Origin of the sequence: Micromonospora sp. WMMD961, from assembly GCF_029626145.1 — a bacterium.
In the GTDB taxonomy this organism is placed as follows: domain Bacteria; phylum Actinomycetota; class Actinomycetes; order Mycobacteriales; family Micromonosporaceae; genus Micromonospora.
The window spans coordinates 1847484-1864221 of the sequence record NZ_JARUBJ010000002.1 but is presented as its reverse complement, the minus strand read 5'-3'; the positions used below and the strand labels follow the sequence as shown (position 1 = coordinate 1864221).

At 73.0% G+C, this 16738-nt stretch carries 17 protein-coding genes; 8 read left to right on the top strand and 9 right to left on the bottom strand.

What is annotated here, in order from left to right; genetic code table 11:
- Positions 1–13: 13 nt before the first annotated feature.
- The 3 genes from O7614_RS08895 to rimP are packed head-to-tail and all read right to left on the bottom strand — an operon-like array spanning position 14 to position 2092.
- Entirely contained in the window at positions 14–346 is a 333-nt protein-coding gene (locus O7614_RS08895; RefSeq protein ID WP_278137986.1) for a YlxR family protein, read from the bottom strand.
- A 16-nt stretch (positions 347–362) separates the two neighbouring features.
- Positions 363–1406, bottom strand: a complete 1044-nt coding sequence (nusA, locus tag O7614_RS08890) for a transcription termination factor NusA (protein WP_278137985.1) — start codon at positions 1404–1406, stop codon at positions 363–365.
- The gene (rimP, locus tag O7614_RS08885; RefSeq protein ID WP_278137984.1) at positions 1403–2092 is read right to left on the bottom strand and encodes a ribosome maturation factor RimP; all 690 of its coding nucleotides are present in this window, start codon (positions 2090–2092) and stop codon (positions 1403–1405) included. The genes nusA and rimP overlap by 4 nt, the downstream gene beginning before the upstream one ends.
- 154 nt (positions 2093–2246) lie before the next feature.
- On the opposite strand from rimP, the gene O7614_RS08880 reads away from it, so the two are divergent.
- The 7 genes from O7614_RS08880 (at position 2247) to O7614_RS08850 (ending at position 8792) form a co-directional block, all read left to right on the top strand.
- The gene (locus O7614_RS08880) at positions 2247–2774 is read left to right on the top strand and encodes a hypothetical protein (protein ID WP_278137983.1); all 528 of its coding nucleotides are present in this window, start codon (positions 2247–2249) and stop codon (positions 2772–2774) included.
- Positions 2771–3208: a ferritin-like domain-containing protein gene (locus tag O7614_RS08875; protein WP_278137982.1), complete on the top strand. Its 438-nt coding sequence runs from the start codon at positions 2771–2773 to the stop codon at positions 3206–3208. The genes O7614_RS08880 and O7614_RS08875 overlap by 4 nt, the downstream gene beginning before the upstream one ends.
- A gap of 52 nt (positions 3209–3260) precedes the next feature.
- Entirely contained in the window at positions 3261–3863 is a 603-nt protein-coding gene (locus tag O7614_RS08870; protein ID WP_278137981.1) for a PadR family transcriptional regulator, read from the top strand.
- 17 nt (positions 3864–3880) lie between these two features.
- Positions 3881–4594 (top strand): ABC transporter ATP-binding protein, encoded by a 714-nt coding sequence (locus O7614_RS08865; protein ID WP_278142193.1) that lies wholly within the window; start codon positions 3881–3883, stop codon positions 4592–4594.
- A complete protein-coding gene (locus tag O7614_RS08860; RefSeq protein WP_278137980.1) occupies positions 4591–7359 on the top strand; it encodes an FtsX-like permease family protein in 2769 nt (922 codons plus the stop codon). The genes O7614_RS08865 and O7614_RS08860 overlap by 4 nt, the downstream gene beginning before the upstream one ends.
- A 105-nt stretch (positions 7360–7464) precedes the next feature.
- A complete protein-coding gene (locus tag O7614_RS08855; RefSeq protein WP_278137979.1) occupies positions 7465–7965 on the top strand; it encodes a nitroreductase/quinone reductase family protein in 501 nt (166 codons plus the stop codon).
- 89 nt (positions 7966–8054) lie between these two features.
- Positions 8055–8792, top strand: a complete 738-nt coding sequence (locus tag O7614_RS08850; protein ID WP_278137978.1) for a nucleotidyltransferase domain-containing protein — start codon at positions 8055–8057, stop codon at positions 8790–8792.
- A 6-nt stretch (positions 8793–8798) separates the two neighbouring features.
- On the opposite strand, the gene O7614_RS08845 is transcribed toward O7614_RS08850, so the two are convergent.
- Together O7614_RS08845 and map are read right to left on the bottom strand one after the other, a co-directional pair.
- Positions 8799–9512: a VIT1/CCC1 transporter family protein gene (locus O7614_RS08845; protein ID WP_278137977.1), complete on the bottom strand. Its 714-nt coding sequence runs from the start codon at positions 9510–9512 to the stop codon at positions 8799–8801.
- On the bottom strand, positions 9509–10366 hold the full coding sequence (map, locus tag O7614_RS08840) for a type I methionyl aminopeptidase (RefSeq protein WP_278137976.1): 858 nt from the start codon (positions 10364–10366) through the stop codon (positions 9509–9511). The genes O7614_RS08845 and map overlap by 4 nt, the downstream gene beginning before the upstream one ends.
- A gap of 95 nt (positions 10367–10461) precedes the next feature.
- Here map and O7614_RS08835 point away from each other — a divergent pair, with 95 nt between their 5' ends.
- Positions 10462–10776 carry an STAS domain-containing protein gene (locus O7614_RS08835; RefSeq protein ID WP_278137975.1) on the top strand — a complete coding sequence of 105 codons (315 nt, stop codon included), beginning with the start codon at positions 10462–10464 and terminating at the stop codon, positions 10774–10776.
- Between the two features lie 21 nt (positions 10777–10797).
- On the opposite strand, the gene O7614_RS08830 is transcribed toward O7614_RS08835, so the two are convergent.
- The 4 genes from O7614_RS08830 to O7614_RS08815 form a co-directional block, all read right to left on the bottom strand.
- Positions 10798–14457: a SpoIIE family protein phosphatase gene (locus O7614_RS08830; protein WP_278137974.1), complete on the bottom strand. Its 3660-nt coding sequence runs from the start codon at positions 14455–14457 to the stop codon at positions 10798–10800.
- A 193-nt stretch (positions 14458–14650) separates the two neighbouring features.
- Complete coding sequence (locus O7614_RS08825; protein WP_278137973.1) at positions 14651–15202, bottom strand: pyridoxamine 5'-phosphate oxidase family protein; 552 nt, start codon at positions 15200–15202, stop codon at positions 14651–14653.
- Positions 15162–15971, bottom strand: coding sequence for a gamma-glutamyl-gamma-aminobutyrate hydrolase family protein (locus tag O7614_RS08820; protein WP_347404342.1), 810 nt, complete (start codon positions 15969–15971; stop codon positions 15162–15164). Before O7614_RS08820 ends, O7614_RS08825 begins: the two co-directional genes overlap by 41 nt.
- Positions 15968–16735 (bottom strand): 3-oxoacyl-ACP reductase, encoded by a 768-nt coding sequence (locus tag O7614_RS08815; protein WP_208745085.1) that lies wholly within the window; start codon positions 16733–16735, stop codon positions 15968–15970. The genes O7614_RS08820 and O7614_RS08815 overlap by 4 nt, the downstream gene beginning before the upstream one ends.
- Between the last annotated feature and the right edge of the window lie 3 nt (positions 16736–16738).

The window sequence follows — 16738 nt, the reverse complement described above, 5'->3', positions numbered from 1 at the left end:
CTTCATCGTGTGCTCATGTCGGTCGTCCTACCCTGCTAGCGACCCTCGCCCGGTCGGGCTGACCGGACGTAGTGGTTGGCGCATCGACGTGCTCCGCCAGCACACCGTGGTCGAGGACCTCGGTGATGCGCAGCGCACGCCCGAAGGCGCGGCGCCGCACCGCCAGCGCGAAGCAGGCCGGATCCGGGTGCATGTTCGCTCCCCGACCCGGCAGCCTGCGAAGCGGGTCAGGCCGGAGGCTGTGACCAACCTCGTCCCTGACCGCGACAATCCGCAGCAATTCGCTGGCCGGCGCACGTTGCCGGCAACCCACACAGGTGCGCTCCGGCTGCGCGCGTCGTACCACTGGAAGAAGTCTACCCCTAGCCGCCCGAGATCGCGCCGCCCGGCTCCCGCACGTGATCAGCTCCCTCACGCGCGGCCGGGGCGGTCTGCTCCGCATCGGAGCGGATGTCGATCCGCCAACCGGTCAGACGGGCCGCGAGTCGGGCATTCTGCCCCTCCCGGCCGATGGCCAGCGAAAGCTGGAAGTCGGGAACGGTCACCCGGGCGGCTCGACCGGCCAGGTCGACCACCTCGACCCGTAGCGCCTTGGCCGGCGACAACGCGTTACCGACGAAGGTGGCCGGGTCGTCCGACCAGTCGATGATGTCGATCTTTTCGCCGTGCAACTCGCTCATCACGGCGCGCACCCGCTGGCCCATCGGCCCGATGCAGGCGCCCTTGGCGTTGACCCCGGGGGTCGTGGAGCGGACGGCGATCTTCGTACGGTGACCTGCCTCACGGGCGATCGCGCCGATCTCGACAGTGCCGTCGGCGATCTCCGGGACCTCCAGCGCGAACAGCTTCTTGACCAGCGCCGGGTGCGACCGGGACAGGGTGATCTGCGGCCCGCGCATGCCCTTGGCGACGTGCACCACGACACAGCGGACCCGCTCACCGTGGGCGTACCGCTCACCGGGCACCTGCTCGGACTGCGGCAGCACACCCTCCAGCTTGCCCAGGTCGACGCTGACGATGCCCTTCTCGGTACGCGTCTCGTGCGCCTGCACCACGCCGGTCACGAGGTCACCCTCGCGGCCCACGTACTCACCGAAGTGCACCTCGTCGGTGGCCTCCCGCAGACGCTGGAGGATCACCTGCTTGGCGGTCATGGCGGCGATCCGGCCGAAGTCGTGCGGGGTGTCGTCCCACTCCCGCACCAGGCTGCCGTCGGAGTCCATCTCCTGCGCGTACACCAGAGCGGCGCCGGACTTACGGTCGATCTCCACCCGGGCGTGCGGCTCGGCGCCGTCGGTGTGCCGGTAGGCGGTCAGCAACGCGGTCTCGATCGCCGCGAGAATCGTGTCGAACGGGATCTCCCGCTCGCGCTCGAGTGCGCGCAGCGCCGCGAGGTCGATGTTCACCTCTCCTCGTCCTCCACATCATCTTCGTCGTCGATGTCGTCTGAATCGTCGATCTCGTCAGAATCGTCCGCGTCGTCGAACTCCTCGTCCGCCTCGCCGAGCTCGGCGAGGCGGGTGAACTCGACCTGCACGCGCCCCGGGCCCAGCTGGGCGTACGCCCAGGAGGCACGCCCGGCCTCGGTCTCCAGCAGCACGCCCTCGTCGTCGGCCGCGATCACCCGGCCGGTCAGCTGGCGGTCACCGGCGGGCTGCTCGCCGCGCTGGCCGGGCAGCGCGGTCGCGCCCCGAACGGTGACCTTGACGAGTCGGCTCACGTTGCGCCGCCAGTGTCGGGGCAGGGTGAGCGGGCGGTCGACGCCCGGCGAACTGACCTCGAGCTGGTACTCCCCGGCGACGATGTCACCACCGGCCTCCTCCGCGGCATCCAGCGCGGCCGAGACCGCGCGGGAGACGTCCGCGACGGCGTCCAGGTCGATCCCGCCGTCGGCGTCGACCATCACCCGCACCACGTGCCGGCGACCGGCCCGGGAGACCGACAGGTCCTCCAGGTCGTAGCCGGCGTCGTCGACGACGGGCTCGATCACGGCTCGAAGCCGGGCGCGTCTCCCGGCGAGGTCACCACCACGGGGGCCCGCGGCATCGCGGGGTCGACCCGTCGGCCTGGTGGCACGGCCACGCTGCGTCATCTCCGCACCTTTCCCTGGTCGACGGTGGTCGGTCGTCCGGCCATGCCGGCACGCCACCGGAGCGGACACGCCGGCGGCTGCGCAGAGCGTAACGCGCCTGCCCGGCGTCGGGCCGGGCGGCGCACCGACGCCGGTGGCCCCCGGAGCGGCGCACATGGTGTTGACTTGCCCGGTGGGGATCGGCAGAACGACACAGCGCAACCAGGCATCCGGACATTCCCGGCGTAAGCTCCTGCACGGCGGGGCGCTGCTGGTGCTCGGTGGCGCCGCCGCGCCACTGACCGGCTGTGATCTTTTCGACCGTGACGACGAGCCAGCACCGCCGCCGGACCCGCTGCGGCCGATGGTGGACGAGTCACTCGCGCTGGCCGAGGCGTACCGGAGCAGCGCCGCGGCGTACCCCGACCTGGCCGGCCGGCTCGACCCGATCGCCGAGGCGCACACCGCCCACGCCACCGAGCTGGCCCGGGTGATCGGCGTCGCCCTGCCGTCGGCGGGGCCCACCGCCCCGACCACCGCCCCGGCGGCCGACCCGGCCGGCGCGCTCGCCGCGCTGCGCGCACTGGAGAAGACCGCCCAGCAGTCCGCGACCACCGCCTGCGCCGCAGCACCCGCGGAGCGGGCCGCACTGCTCGGGTCGATCGTCGCCGCCCGCGCGACCCACCAGGAGGCACTGAAGTGAGGCAGCCGTCCGCCGGAGAGGCACTCGCCTCCGCGCTGTCCGCCGAGTACGCGGCCATCTACGCCTACGGGCGGATCGGTGTCCGGCTCACCGGTGCGGCACGGGAGTCGGCACACCAGGCCGAGGCCGCGCATCGACGTCGGCGCGACACCCTGGTGGTGCAGCTCACCACCGCCGGCGGCGTCGTGCCGCCGGACCGCGCCGGCTACGCGCTGCCGTTCCCGGTCACCGACCGGGCGAGCGCGTTGCGGCTCGCCGCCGAGGTGGAGGAACGCGCGGCCGCGCACTGGCGGGCGGCGCTGGCGTCCACCACCGGCGCCGACCGGGACCAGGCGCTGGCGGCCCTGGTGGAGTACGCCGTGCGCGCCACCCGGTGGCGCAAGACGGCCGGGTCGACGCCGCTGACCGTCCCGTTTCCCGGTCGACCAGCCTGAACAGGTCCGCTCCGGTTGCGGTGCGCATACCAGGTATGCATACTCCGTTGCCATGTCCATCCGTCACGGGTTGCTCGCCCTGCTCGAACGCGGCCAGATGTACGGCTACCAGCTGCGCGCCGCGTTCGAGGAGTCGACCGGCTCGACCTGGCCGCTGAACATCGGGCAGGTCTACACCACGCTGTCCCGGCTGGAACGGGACGGTCTGGTGCGCCCGCTGCCGGAGAGCGAGGCCGGGCAGCGCCCGTACGAGATCACCGACGCCGGACGGGCGGACCTGGCGCTGTGGTTCGCCACCCCGATCAGCCGCACGGACCGACCCCGCGACGAGTTGGCCATCAAGCTGGCGTTGGCGCTGACCACCCCCGGGGTGGACGTCCGCTCGGTGGTGCAGGCCCAGCGCAGCGCGACGATGCGGGCCCTGCAGGAGCTGACCCGGCTGAAGTACGGCAGTAACCGGCCGGAGGATCTCCCCTGGCGACTCGTACTGGACTCGATGGTGTTCCAGGCCGAGGCGGAGGTGCGCTGGTTGGACCACTGTGAGACCAGCCTGGTGCGGCACCAACCCACCGACCCCCCGCCGCCCGTTCTCCGACCGGGGGACGCCGACGCGCGGGACGCGGTGACCTGGGCCGGCGAGGAGGCGCGACGGTGAGCGGGGCGGACGACGCGGTGTTGGACATCCGCGCCGTCCACCGCACCCACGGCACCGGACCGTCGGCGGTGCGTGCGCTGCGCGGCGTCAGCCTGGCCGTCCGGCCCGGCGAACTGGTCGCGGTGATGGGGCCGTCCGGCTCCGGCAAGTCGACGTTGCTGGCTCTGGCCGGAGGGCTGGACCGGCCGACCGACGGCGAGGTCCGGGTCGAGGGGCAACCGCTCGGGGCTCTGGACCGTCGCGGGTTGGCCCAGCTTCGTCGTCGCCGGATCGGCTACATCTTCCAGCAGCTCAACCTGCTGGGCAGTCTGAGCGCGCTGGAGAACGTGGCGCTCCCGTTGGAGCTCGACGGCACCAGCGGACGCCGCGCCCGCGCGCTGGCCCGGGCCGCGCTCACCGAGGTGGGCCTGCCCGGGCTGGGCGACCGTTTCCCCGACCAGCTCTCCGGCGGGCAGCAGCAGCGGGTGGCCATCGCCCGCGCGTTGGTGGGCGAGCGCCGGCTGGTGCTCGCCGACGAGCCCACCGGCGCACTGGACTCGCAGACCGGTGAGGCGGTGCTGCACCTGCTGCGCCGCCGGATCGACGCGGGTGCCGCCGGAGTGCTGGTCACCCACGAGGCACGACATGCCGGCTGGGCGGACCGGGTGGTGTTCCTCCGCGACGGCGTGCTGGTCGACACGACGGCACCGCTGGGCAGCGTCGAGCAGTTGCTGTCCGGCAGCGACCGGTGATCGTCCGCCGTACGCGGCGGGCCCCTGGCCGGACCGACCCCGCCCCGGCGGGACCGGTCCAACCATCCGCGCTCGTCGGCCGGCGGCGGATCGCCGAGCTGACCGGCTCCTGGCGCACCGCGCTGCGGATCGCGCGGCGCGAGTCCCGCCGGGCCCGGCGACGGACCATCCTCGTCCTCGCGATGATCGCCCTCCCGGTGGCCGCGCTGGCCTTCCTCGCGGCGAGCTACGACATGGCCGAGCTGACCCCGCAGGAACGTGTCGACCGTCGGCTCGGCGTGGCCGACGCGGAGTTGCAGTGGGTCGCCAGCGGTCCGGTGGGACAGGACGAGTGGGGTGAGGGCTGGAACACGCAGGATGGCACGCCCCCGGCAAGGGCCACCGCAGCCCAGATGACCGCGCTGTTGGGGCCGGGCAGCCGGGTCACCGAGGTGCGCCCGTACGCCCCGCTGACCCTGCCCGGTCCGCACCGCGACGAGGACGTGGCCGGTCGGGTGCTGGACCTCGGCGACCCACTGGCCCGCGGGCTGGTGCGGTTCCTGGCCGGCCGGGCGCCGCAGCAGGCCGGCGAGGTCGCGGTCAGCCCGGCGGCACTGCGCCGCCTGGACCTGCGCCTCGGTGCCGCCGTCACGGTCGCCGACGGGAGCAGGGCGTACACCGTGGTGGGGGTGGTCGAGTTCGCCGACGACCTCGGTCCGGTCGTCGCGCTGCATCCGGGAGCCGTACCGAGGACCGGTCCGGAGCCGGACAGCGTCTGGTTGGCGGACGTACCCGGGACCGTCGACGCCGCGCTGGTGTCCCGGCTGAACGAGCGGGGAGTGGTGGTCACCGCGCGTCGTTGGACCGGCCCTGGGGGCGGGGCGGACCGGACGTGGTTCGGGTTGACCGGCGCGAGCGACGCCAACGACCTGAGTACCGGCGTCCTGATCGCCGGCCTCGGGCTGCTGGAGGTCGTCCTTCTGGTCGGGCCGGCCTTCGCCGTCGGTGTCCGTCGCCGACGACGGGATCTGGCGCTGGTCGCGGTGGCCGGCGGGGACGCCGCCCAACTGCGCCGGGTCGTGCTGGCCGACGGTGTGGTGCTGGGTGTGCTGGGCGCCGCCACCGGCCTGGTTGTCGGTGTCGGCGCAGCGTTCGCCGGTCGCCCGCTGATGGAGCAGTACGTCTTCGGCATGCGCTTCGGCGGCTACCGCTGCTGGCCGGCCGCCCTGGTGCTGCTCGGTGGGGTCGCGGTGCTGGCCGGGGTGCTCGCCGCGCTGGCACCGGCCTGGACGGCAGCCCGGCAGGACGTCAGCGCCGGGCTCGCCGGGCGACGTACCCCACCGGTGTCCCCGGGTCGCTGGTTGGTCGTCGGTCTGGCGCTGGTGGTCGGCGGGGCCGGGCTGGCGGCGTACGGGGCCAGCCGGACCTCCCCGGCGGTGATCCTCACCGGTCTGATCCTCGGCGAGTTGGGTCTGGTGTGCTGCACGCCCACGCTGATCGGGTCGCTCGCCCGCCTCGGTCGGCTGTTGCCGTTGGCACCTCGGATCGCGCTGCGCGACGCCAGCCGTAACCGGGCCGCCGCAGCACCGGCCATCTGCGCCGTGATGGCAGCCGTAGCGAGCAGCGTGGCGCTCGGTGGGTACCTGGCCAGTGACGGCGCCCGTGACGCGCGCGCGTACCAGCCGACGCTGCCGACCGGTCACATGCTGGTCTACCAGAACGGGTCGGCCGAGCAACCCACGCTGGCCCAGGTCGTCGATGCGGCCCGGGATCAGTTGGGGGTCGGCGCGGTCGCCTCCGTCTACGCGCCCAACTGCGAGGCGGCGGGCACCGGCTACTGCGACATCGCGCCGGTGCTCCCACCGACCCAGGTCTGCCCGTGGCAGCCCGGCGACGACCTTCCCGCGCCGGACCGCCGGCAGGCCCGGGCCGACCCACGCTGCCGGGCGGACTCCTCCGGGGGCTACGTGGAGCCCTGGGTGGACGACGGCTCCGCAATACCTCTTCTCACCGGCGCGGACCCGACGACGACCGCGGCGGCATCGGCGGTGCTGCGCGCCGGTGGCGTGGTGGTGACCGACCCGCGTTACCTGCACGACGGCCTGGTCACCGTACGCGTCAGCCGGGTGGACACCGGGCCCGATCAAATGACCGCGCTCCGTGACCTCCCGGGGTACGCGCTGCCCCGGGCCACCGGCTACCCCCGCCTGCTGCTGTCCACCTCCGCGGCCCGACAACTCGACCTGAACTGGTCCTCGGCCGGCTGGGTGATCGGCACCCCGTCGCCACCCGACGAGGAGCAGCAGGCCCGGTTCGCCGCCGCCCTGCGCTCGTTCGGGACGTTCTCGCTGAACGTGGAGCAGGGTTCCGCACCGCGCGACATCTCACCGCTGCTCCTGTTGCTCGCAGCGGCGGCCGGCCTGATCACGGTGGGAGCTGCTGGTATCGCCACCGCGCTCGCCGCCGCCGAGGGACGTGCCGAGCTGACCACCCTGGCGGCCGTCGGCGCGGCACCGGCGTTGCGCCGGATGTTGGCGGTCTGCCAGGCCGGGGTCATCGCCGGGCTCGGTTCGGTGCTCGGCATCGTGGCCGGGCTGGGCACCGCGGCGATCGTGCTGTTCTCGGTCAACCGGCAGTACGCCAGCGACTGGCCGGCATCCGATCCGTACCCGATCCTGGTGCCGTGGCCCACGCTCGGCGTGCTGGTGCTGGTGCCGGTGGTGGCGATGCTCGGGGCCGGTCTGTTCACCCGCGCCCGGCTGCCGATCGAACGGCGGCTGGACTGACCGACCTCCGTGGCCCGCCGGTCGGCGGGTGACCGACCGGCCGGTCGGCGATCCGGGCGGGCGTGGGGGTGCCGCCGGGGCCGGGCAACCGGCAGACTGATCCGCGTGTCAGTGCTGGGAAATATCACCCGCCGAGTTGGTCATTACCGCTGGTTCGGCGCCGCCGCACGTCTGCTGGTGCCAGCCGACCGCGTGATCGGTCGGCTCACCCGGGGTCGGGTGGTCGCGCTCGGCCTGATGCCGTCCCTGGTGATCACCACGACGGGTCGCCGCTCCGGCAAGCCCCGCAGCAACCCGCTGCTGTACGTGCCCGATGGCGACGCCTACGTGGTGATCGGTTCCAACTGGGGGCAGGCCCACCATCCGGGCTGGGCGATGAACCTGCTCGCCGATCCGGCCGCCGAGGTGGACGTGAAGGGCCGGCGGATCCCGGTGCGGGCCGAGCCGGCATCCGGCGCCGAACGGGACCGGCTGTGGCAGCTGCTGGTCACCGAGTGGCCCGCGTACCGCACGTACGTGCAGCGGGCCGGTGGCCGGGAGATCCGCATCTTCCGGTTGGTACCGACCGGGCGCGGCGCGCCCGCCGGTCCGCCGCCGGCTGGCTAGGCTGACGCCCAGCCAGCGGAAGGTGACCCCGTGAGCGCGAGGAGTGAGCCGGGTTTGCGAGCCCCGCAGTCGCGAACAGAGGTGGCCCCGTGAGCGCGGGCAGCGAGCAGACCGGTGTCGATCGGGGTCTCGACGACGGACGGTGGGCGGTCGCGGAGCGGGTCGCCGAGGCGGTCCGGCGGCGTTTCCCGGCCGACGTGCTCGCGGTCGCGGTGCACGGGCCCCTGGCGCACGGTGACGACGACGGCGGTGGGGACCGTGAGGCGGGGATGTTGGTGGTCACCTACCGGTCCGGTGCCGGCCCGTCACCGGCGACCCGCCGGGTGGACGGGGTGCTTGTCGATCTGACCGTGGCCGGCGCGGAGGACTACCTGGCGCAGGCTCGGGTGATCTCCGCACTGTGGCCGCTGACCGCCGACCGGTACGTCACCACCCAGGCGTTGCACGACCCGACGGGTTGGTTGCGGACGCTGCGCGACGAGCATCTGGGCCGGTTGGCCCGGGCTCGACCGGCGGAGTTCAGCACCGCGGCCCGGCAGGCCTGGTATCGGGGCAGCGCGGCGCACGCCCGGGCGGCGCGGCTCGCCGAGTGGTACGAGACCGACCAGGCCCTGTTGATGCTCGGTGAGGCCCGGCTGGCGGCGGCCACGGTGACGGGCCTGCTGAGCCGCACCTACTTCCGTGACCCGGGGGACGCGGTTCGCCGCACCGGGTTGGCCGGCGCGGACATGACCGAGGTGGGTGCGGTGCTGACCCGGCAGGCCGAGGACCTGGCCGCCCGTGGTCGTGCGGTCGACGGGACGATCGACGACCTGCTCACCGGTTGACAGGCGTCACAGCCCGCCGTGCACCCCGATCAGCGTGCCGATGAGGTAGGTGGCGCCGGCCGCGGCGGCACCCAGCAGCAGTTGGCGCAGGCCGCCGGTCCACCAGGGCCGGTTGGTGAAGCGGGCGACCACCGCACCGGCGGCGAACAGCCCGATCCCGCCGACGGCGAGTGCCAGCCACAGGTCGGTGGCGCCGAACAGGTAGGTCAGCAGCGGAATCAGTGCGCCCAGCGAGAAGAACAGGAACGACGAGGTCGCCGCGGCCCATGGGCTGGGCTGGTCGTCGGGGTCGACGCCCAACTCCTCGCGGACGTGCACCCGTAGGGCTTCCTCCGGGTCGCGGCGTACCGCTTCGGCGACCTGGGTGGCGAGGTCCCGGGGTAGGCCGCGGGCCACCCAGGCGTCGGCCAGTTCGCGGGCCTCCGCCTCGGGGTGGCGTTCCAGTTCCCGTCGCTCCTTGGCCACCTCGGCGGCGACCTGCTCGTTGGCGGACCGGACGCTGGTGTATTCGCCGAGCCCCATCGAGATCGCCCCGGCGACCAGGCCGGCGGTGCCGGTGAGCACGATGCTGTGCGGCGACACTCCGCCGCCGCCGACGCCGGCGATCAGGGCGATGTTGGTGACCAGCCCGTCCATCGCGCCGAAGACGGCTGGGCGCAGCCAGCCGCCGGAGACGTCGGCGTGGTGCGCCTCGCGCAGGGCTGCCGGGGTCTCGGTCACGGCAGGGTCAGGATCTCGTGGCCGTCGTCGGTCACCACGATGGTGTGCTCGAACTGGGCCGTCCACTTCCGGTCCTTGGTGACGACGGTCCAGCCGTCGTCCCACATGTCGTACTGGTAGGTGCCGAGCGTGATCATCGGCTCGATGGTGAACGTCATCCCCGGTTCCATGATGTCGGTGGGGCGCGGGCTGTCGTAGTGCGGCACGTAGAGGCCGCTGTGGAAGGCCTCGCCGATGCCGTGGCCGGTGAAGTCGCGGACCACGCCGTAGCCGAACCGCTTGGCGTACGACTCGATGACCCGACCCACCACGTTGATCTGCCGCCCCGGGGCGACCGCGCGGATGCCGCGCATCATCGCCTCGTGGGTGCGCTCGACCAGCAGCCGAGCCTCCTCGCTGACCTCACCGACACAGAAGGTGGCGTCGGTGTCGCCGTGCACCCCGCCGATGTACGCGGTGACGTCGACGTTGATGATGTCGCCGTCCTGGATGACAGTGGAGTCCGGGATGCCGTGGCAGATGACCTCGTTGATGCTGGTGCAGCAGGACTTCGGGAAGCCCCTGTAGCCCAGCGTCGACGGGTAGGCGCCGTGGTCGCAGAGGAACTCGTGCACCACCTTGTCGATCTCGTCGGTGGTCACGCCGGGCTTGCAGTGTTCGCCGGCGAGCTGGGTCGCCTGGGCGGCGAGCCGGCTGGCGACCCGCATCTTCTCGATGGTCTCCGGCGTCTGGACGTGCGAGCCACGCCACTGCTGCGGACCCTTCTTGCCCACGTACTCCGGTCGGGCGATCTGGGACGGCACCGGTCGCAGCGGGGAGAGCGTGCCGGGTGTCAGCGGAGGGCGGACGGTCATGCGACAAGCCTATCGCCGGGAGCGCTGGTGACCCGCGCCACGGCCGCTCCGGGCAGGTTGTTGCCCTGCAAGTATCGCTGTGCCATGGTGTCTGCGTGGATCAAGGGGGAGCACCGCCCGTCTTCTCGGCCAGCGCGGAGATCGACGGTGACCACCTCCGTGTGGTGGTGGCCGGCGAGGTCGACATGGCGACGGCGGACACGATGCTCCAGACCGCGCTACGCGAGCCCGCCGAGCGGATCACCCTCGACCTGCGCAGTGTCACCTTCTTCGACTCGGCCGCCATCCACGCCCTGGTCCGGCTCGCCGAGCGGTTTCCGGGCACGCTCACCGTCCTGCCGTCCCGGCAGGTCCGTCGGGTGCTGGACATCTCCGGCCTGGGCGGGCAGAGCTGGCTCAGCCCGGCCTGAACGGCCCGGCCGGTCGCACGGTCAGTCCCGCAGCTGCCGGCGCAGCGTCACCTCGGTGCCCTCATCGGTACGCCGCACCGACAGCTCGCCCAGCGCCTTGATCAGGGCCAGACCGCGCCCCCGGAACCCGGAGCCGGTCGACTCCCGCCACTGCCCGCTGTCGCGCACCGTGGCCGTCACCGTCCGGTCCTCGATCGCCACCTCCACGCTGATCGTGGCCTCGGCGGGGTGGACCGGGTGCTCGATGGCGTTCGCCGCGGCCTCGGAGACCGCGACGGTCAGGTCGAACACGTCGGTCTCACCAACCTCGTGGGCGACCAGGAAGTCCTCCAGACGTTTACGCAGCACGCTCAGCCGGGTCGGGTCCGCCGGTAGCCGCAGCGCGAAGCGGTTCAGCTCCGCCGCCTCCAGGGCGAGGACGGCCACGTCGTCGCGGCGTGGTCGCCCGTCGACCCGCTCGACCACCGCGTCGATCAGGTCGGCCAGGTGCTCACTGGGGGTCGCGGCGTCCAGGCGCAGCTGGGCCAACGCCCCGTCGATGTCGAGCCGTCGATCCTCGATCAACCCGTCGGTGTAGAGCAGCAGACGGCTGCCGCGGGACAACTCCGCCTCGACCGCCTCGTACGTCGCGTCGGGGATGGCGCCGACCGGCGCGCCGAGCGCGCGGACGTGTAGGAACGCCACGTCGCCTCCTCTGATCAGCAGTGGGGACGGGTGACCGGCACTGGCGTACCGCAGTCGGTTGGTACGCGGGTCGAACAGCAGACAGAGCACCGTCGCGAAGGTGCGGCGCTCGGTGGACCCCACCAGCCGGTTGAGCCGGGTCAGGGCCTCACCCGGGCCGTAGCCCTCCAGCAGGTACGCCCGCAGCGCGTTGCGCAGTTGCCCCATCGCCGCGGCGGCCTGGACGCCCTTGCCCACCACGTCGCCGATGACCAGCACCAGCTCACCGTTGTCGAGGGCGATGGCGTCGTACCAGTCACCGCCGACCTCGACGTCGGCGGTGCCGGGCAGGTAGCGGCTGGCCAGCACCGTCCCGGGCAGCTGTGGCAGCGATTGCGGCAGCAGGCTGTGTTGCAGGGTGGTGGCGATGCGGTGTTCGGCCTCGTAGAGCTGTGCGTTCTCCAGCCGCACCCCGACCAGCCGGGCCAGCTGGGTCAGCGCGGCGTCGTCGGCCGGCGCGTCGTCGCCGGCGGGCCGCCAGACCCGCAGCTCGCCGAGTGCGTCACCGGAGGTGCCGGTCAGGTCGGTCACGAATGAGGGGTCCGCGGCGGTGCTGCCACCGCCGTCCGCCTCGGAGCGGGCGCCGGCCGCGGTGATCACCACTCGGGCGGCCTCGGCGAGGCTGAGCGCGTGCCGGGCGGCGACCTGGAGGACGTCGCCGGTGGATCGGGCGGTGTTCACCGCCACCGCCGCGTCGGCCAGCGCCCGGAGCCGGCGGATGATCTGCCCGCGGAGCTGGCCCAGCTCGACGTTGGCCCGAACCCGGGCGATCAGCTCCTGGCTGGCGAAGGGCTTGGTGAGGTAGTCGTCGGCACCGGCGGAGAGGCCGGCGACGGCCTCCGCGGCACCGGCCCGGGCGGAGAGCAGCACGATCGGCACATGCCGGGTACGCGGGTCCGTGCGCAGCGCGCCGACCAGCCCGAACCCGTCCAGTCGGGGCATCATCACGTCGCTCAGCACCAGGTCGAACCCGCCCTCGCGGGCCAGTGGCAGCGCAGCCAGCCCGTCGCTCGCGGTGACCACCTCCCAGGTGGGGGAGAGCAGCCGCGTGACGTGCTCGCGCAGGTCCGCGTTGTCGTCGACGACCAGGATCCGGCCGGCCGGGGTGCCGTCGGTCGGCCGGCTGTCGTACTCCGGCGCCGGGCCGGTGCCGGTCCACAAGGCGGTCTCCGCCACGTAGAGGCGGGCCTGCTCGGGCTCGCCGGTCGGCAGGTGGCCGAACGTGACCACCCGGTCCGCGGGCAGGTGCTCCGATCCGGTCGGGACGGTCACCGTGAAGCTGCTGCCCTCGTCGACCCGGCTGGTCAGCCCGACCTCCCCGCCATGCATCTCGACCAGCTCCCGGACCAGCGCCAGGCCGATCCCGGTGCCCTCGTAGGTGCGTGCGCGGGCCCCGGACACCCGGTGGAAACGCTCGAACACGTGCGGTATCTCGTCCGCCACGATGCCGATGCCGGTGTCGGTCACCTCCAGCCGGGCCGCGCCGTCCAGGGCCCGGACCCGCACCCGGATCTCGCCGTCGAAGGTGAACTTGACCGCGTTGGACACCAGGTTGAGGACGATCTTCTCCCACATGTCCCGGTCGACGAAGACCGGTGTCGGCAGCGGCGGGCAGTCGACCACCAGGCGCAACCCGGCCCGGTCGGTGGCCGAGCGGAAGGTGCTGGCCAGCCGGGCCGTGTAGCCGGCGAGATCGGTGGGCTGGTAGCGGGCGGCGAGCCGACCGGACTCCAGTCGGGAGAAGTCCAGCACGGTGTTGACCAGCTTGAGCAGGCGCAACGCGTTGCGGTGCATGGTGGTGAGCCGCTCGGTCAAAGCCGCGGGTAGCGCCGGGTCGGCCAGCATGTCCTCCAGCGGGCCGAGCACCAGGGTCAGTGGGGTGCGGAACTCGTGGCTCACGTTGGCGAAGAAGTTGGTCTTCGCCTGGTCCAGCGCGGCCAACTCGGCGGCCCGGGCCCGTTCCTGCCCGTACGCCCGCTGCGTGCCGGCCGCGCGGGAGATCTGGGCGGCGACCAGGTCGAGGAAGTTTCGGTAGTCGTCGCCGAGGGGCAGCTGACGGCCCACTCCGACGACCAGCGCGCCCACCGTCTGGTTGGTCGCCGTGAGCGGGAGCACGAGGGCCTGGTCGGCGGCGTCGACCGACGGCGGGTCGAGCAGGTCGGCCACCTCGACGGTGGTGGGCGTGCCGTCGGCGGTGACCCGGGCCAACACCCGCGCGATGGTGCCGACGGAGGGCGAGACACTGCCGGTGGAACCGACCAGGGCGAGGTGACCACTGTCGTCGGCCAGGTAGATCAGGGCGAACGGCACGTCCGCCCGGTGCCGGCCGAGCACCTCGGCCGCGGTTCGGCCGAGTTCGGCGGAGCTGCCGATGTCGTTCAGTTCGGCGCCCAGTTCGGCCAGTGCCCGCAGCCGGCGCTCGCCGAGCACCCGTCCGGTGGTCTCGCTGACGATGCAGTAGACGCCATCGACCGAGCCGTCGGCACCGCGGATCGGGTCGTACGAGACGTTGAAGTAGGTCTGCTCGAGGAAGCCGTGCCGGTCCAGCAGGAACGGGTGGTCCTCGCCGCGGTAGGAGCGCCCGGTGTCCCGGACGCCGTCGAGCAGCGGGCCGAGCACCTCCCAGGTCTCCGCCCAGTAGGACCGGGCCGGCTGGCCGATCACGTCCGGATGCTTCGCGCCGATGGTGGGCCGGTAGGCGTCGTTGTAGAAGGCGAGTTGCTCGTCGCCCCAGAACATGACGATCGGCGCGCTGGAGGCGAGCATCATGCCGACCGCGTTGGAGAGCGCCGGGGGCCACTGACCGGGTTCACCCAGCGGGCCGGAGGACCAGTCCAGGGACGCCAGCCGGTCACCCATCTCACCGCCGGCCGCGAACGCGGCCGCCAGCATCGGAGGGGTCTCGCGGCCGGACAGAGCGGCACGCCCGATGTCCGCGCCCCCCTGGGCCGAGCTCATGCAGCCTCCCGCTCCGGCCGTGCCCCGCGACCGTTGATCTTCACCCGCCGTGCTCCGACTTGTACCCCAGCGGACCAGCAACGTAACGCATCACGGCAGATGGACGCTGTTGACGTTCGCGCGAGCCGTCGGGCACCGGACGGTACGGGTGTGCGGCGGCATCGAACGGCGGTGGCCGAAGCGCCCCGACCAGTCAGAAGACCGGCAACCCGTCGATGCTCGCCGCGTTCCTGGTGGCCCGGTAGACCACCAGATCCTCGGCCGTACGGCGGGAGTGTGAGGTGAGCAACAGATCACGCTCGGTGCGAAAGTCCATCAGTGGCACCGCGTAGCCGCAGGAGTCGCTGACCCGCTGCACCTCGACGGTGATCACCGCCCGGACGGCGTGCACGTCCGGAGGTGCGGGGAACTCGGCGAGCCGTTCGGCGAAGGTCTCGTCGGTCACGGCGACGCTGCTGCCCCGGCCATGCAACCGGACGATCTTCGGAGGCCCGTCGAAGGCACAGAACATCAGCGTGATCCGGCCGTTATCCCGCAGGTGGGCGATGGTCTCCGCACCGCTGCCGTGATAGTCGAGGTACGCCACCCGGTGCGGCCCGAGGAGCACGAAGGTGCCCCGCATGCCTTTCGGTGAGACGTTGACGTGCCCCTCGGCACCGGACGGCGCGGTGGCCACGAAGAAGACCGGCTGAGCCGTGATGAAGTCACCCAGCCGACCGTCGATTTCCGGATACACCTTGCCCATACGTCGATCCTCCCACCGGCGGCACCACCGCACGGGGGCGACGAGCGTCACACCCGCCGTCGGCCCGCCGCCGGGCGGCGCGCACCAGCGCGGTGATCGGCCGGGGATCCGGCTCGTTCTCCGGATGCCACTGCACACCGAGCACGAACGGCAGGGCCGGGTCCTCCACCGCCTCCACCACACCGTCCTCGGCCCAACCCGTGACCGACAGTCGGCCCTGATCGGCGACCGCCTGGTGGTGGTAGGAGTTGACCCGGTCCACCCCGGCCAGCACCGTCGCGGCCAGGCTGCCCGGCGCGAACCGCACCGGGTGGCTGCCGTAGACACCGGGCGCCGGACGGTGCGCCTCGTGACCGACCACGTCGGGCAGGTGCTGGTGCAGGGTTCCGCCGTAGGCGACGGCGAGCAACTGCATCCCCCGGCACACACCGAGCACCGGCAGGTCGGCGGCGAGCGCGGCGGCCAACAGGGTCAGCTCGCCGGCGTCCCGGTCCGGCCGGTCCTCGGTACGCGGGTCGGGCCGCTGGCCGTACCGCCCCGGACCCACGTCGGCCCCGCCGGCCAACAGCAGCCCGTCCAGGACCGCCACCACGTCGCCGTCCACGTCGTCCGGCGGTAGGACCACCGCCCGCCCACCGGCGGCCGTCACCGCCCGCGCGTACGCCTCCGGCAGCAGCACGGCCGGCACGCCCCTCCACACCGCCCAGTCGGCCGGCTCGACGTACGCGCTGATCCCGATCAGCGGCCTCCGCAGCGAGCTGGCGCTCACAGCGGCGTGACGTACGCGCCGGTGATGCCGCCGTCGACCACGAACTGCGCGGCGGTCATGAACGAGGCGTCGTCGCTGGCCAGGAACGCCACCGCGGCAGCGATCTCCTCCGGTTGCCCGAACCGGCCCATCGGCACGTGCACGAGGCGGCGGGCGGCCCGCTCCGGATCGGCGGCGAACAACTCCAACAGCAGTGGGGTGGCCACCGGGCCGGGACAGAGCGCGTTGACCCGGATGCCCTCGCGGGCGAACTGCACACCCAGCTCCCGGGTCATCGCCAGCACCCCGCCCTTGCTCGCGGTGTACGCGATCTGCGACGTCGCCGCGCCCATCAGCGCCACGAAGGAGGCGGTGTTGATGATCGACCCCTTGCCCTGTCGACGCATGTGCGGGATCGCGTACTTGCAGCACAGGTAGACGCTCGTCGTGTTGACCCGGAGCACCCGCTCCCAGGCGTCGAGGCCGGTGTCCAGGATGGAGTCGTCGTCGGGCGGGGAGATGCCGGCGTTGTTGAACGCGACGTCCACCCGGCCGTGCCGGTCGGCCACCCCGTCGAACAGGTCGCGTACCGCCGACTCGTCGGCCACGTCGGTGTGGACGAACTCGCCGCCGCACTCCTCGGCGGCCTTCGTGCCGGCCGTCGTGTCGATGTCCACGCACACCACCCGGGCTCCCTCGGCGGCGAACCGCCGGACGGTGGCCAGCCCGATGCCGCTGCCCGCGCCGGTGACCACGGCCACCCGGTCCTGCAACCGACCCTGCACCCG

What these genes read in the sequence shown, in the direction of transcription:
- rimP (WP_278137984.1), bottom strand. Translation starts at nt 2,092, where the DNA reads ATGACGCAGCGTGGCCGTGCCACCAGGCCGACGGGTCGACCCCGCGAT.
- O7614_RS08880 (WP_278137983.1), top strand. Translation starts at nt 2,247, where the DNA reads ATGGTGTTGACTTGCCCGGTGGGGATCGGCAGAACGACACAGCGCAAC.
- O7614_RS08870 (WP_278137981.1), top strand. Translation starts at nt 3,261, where the DNA reads ATGTCCATCCGTCACGGGTTGCTCGCCCTGCTCGAACGCGGCCAGATG.
- map (WP_278137976.1), bottom strand. Translation starts at nt 10,366, where the DNA reads ATGACCGTCCGCCCTCCGCTGACACCCGGCACGCTCTCCCCGCTGCGA.
- O7614_RS08830 (WP_278137974.1), bottom strand. Translation starts at nt 14,457, where the DNA reads ATGAGCTCGGCCCAGGGGGGCGCGGACATCGGGCGTGCCGCTCTGTCC.
- O7614_RS08825 (WP_278137973.1), bottom strand. Translation starts at nt 15,202, where the DNA reads ATGGGCAAGGTGTATCCGGAAATCGACGGTCGGCTGGGTGACTTCATC.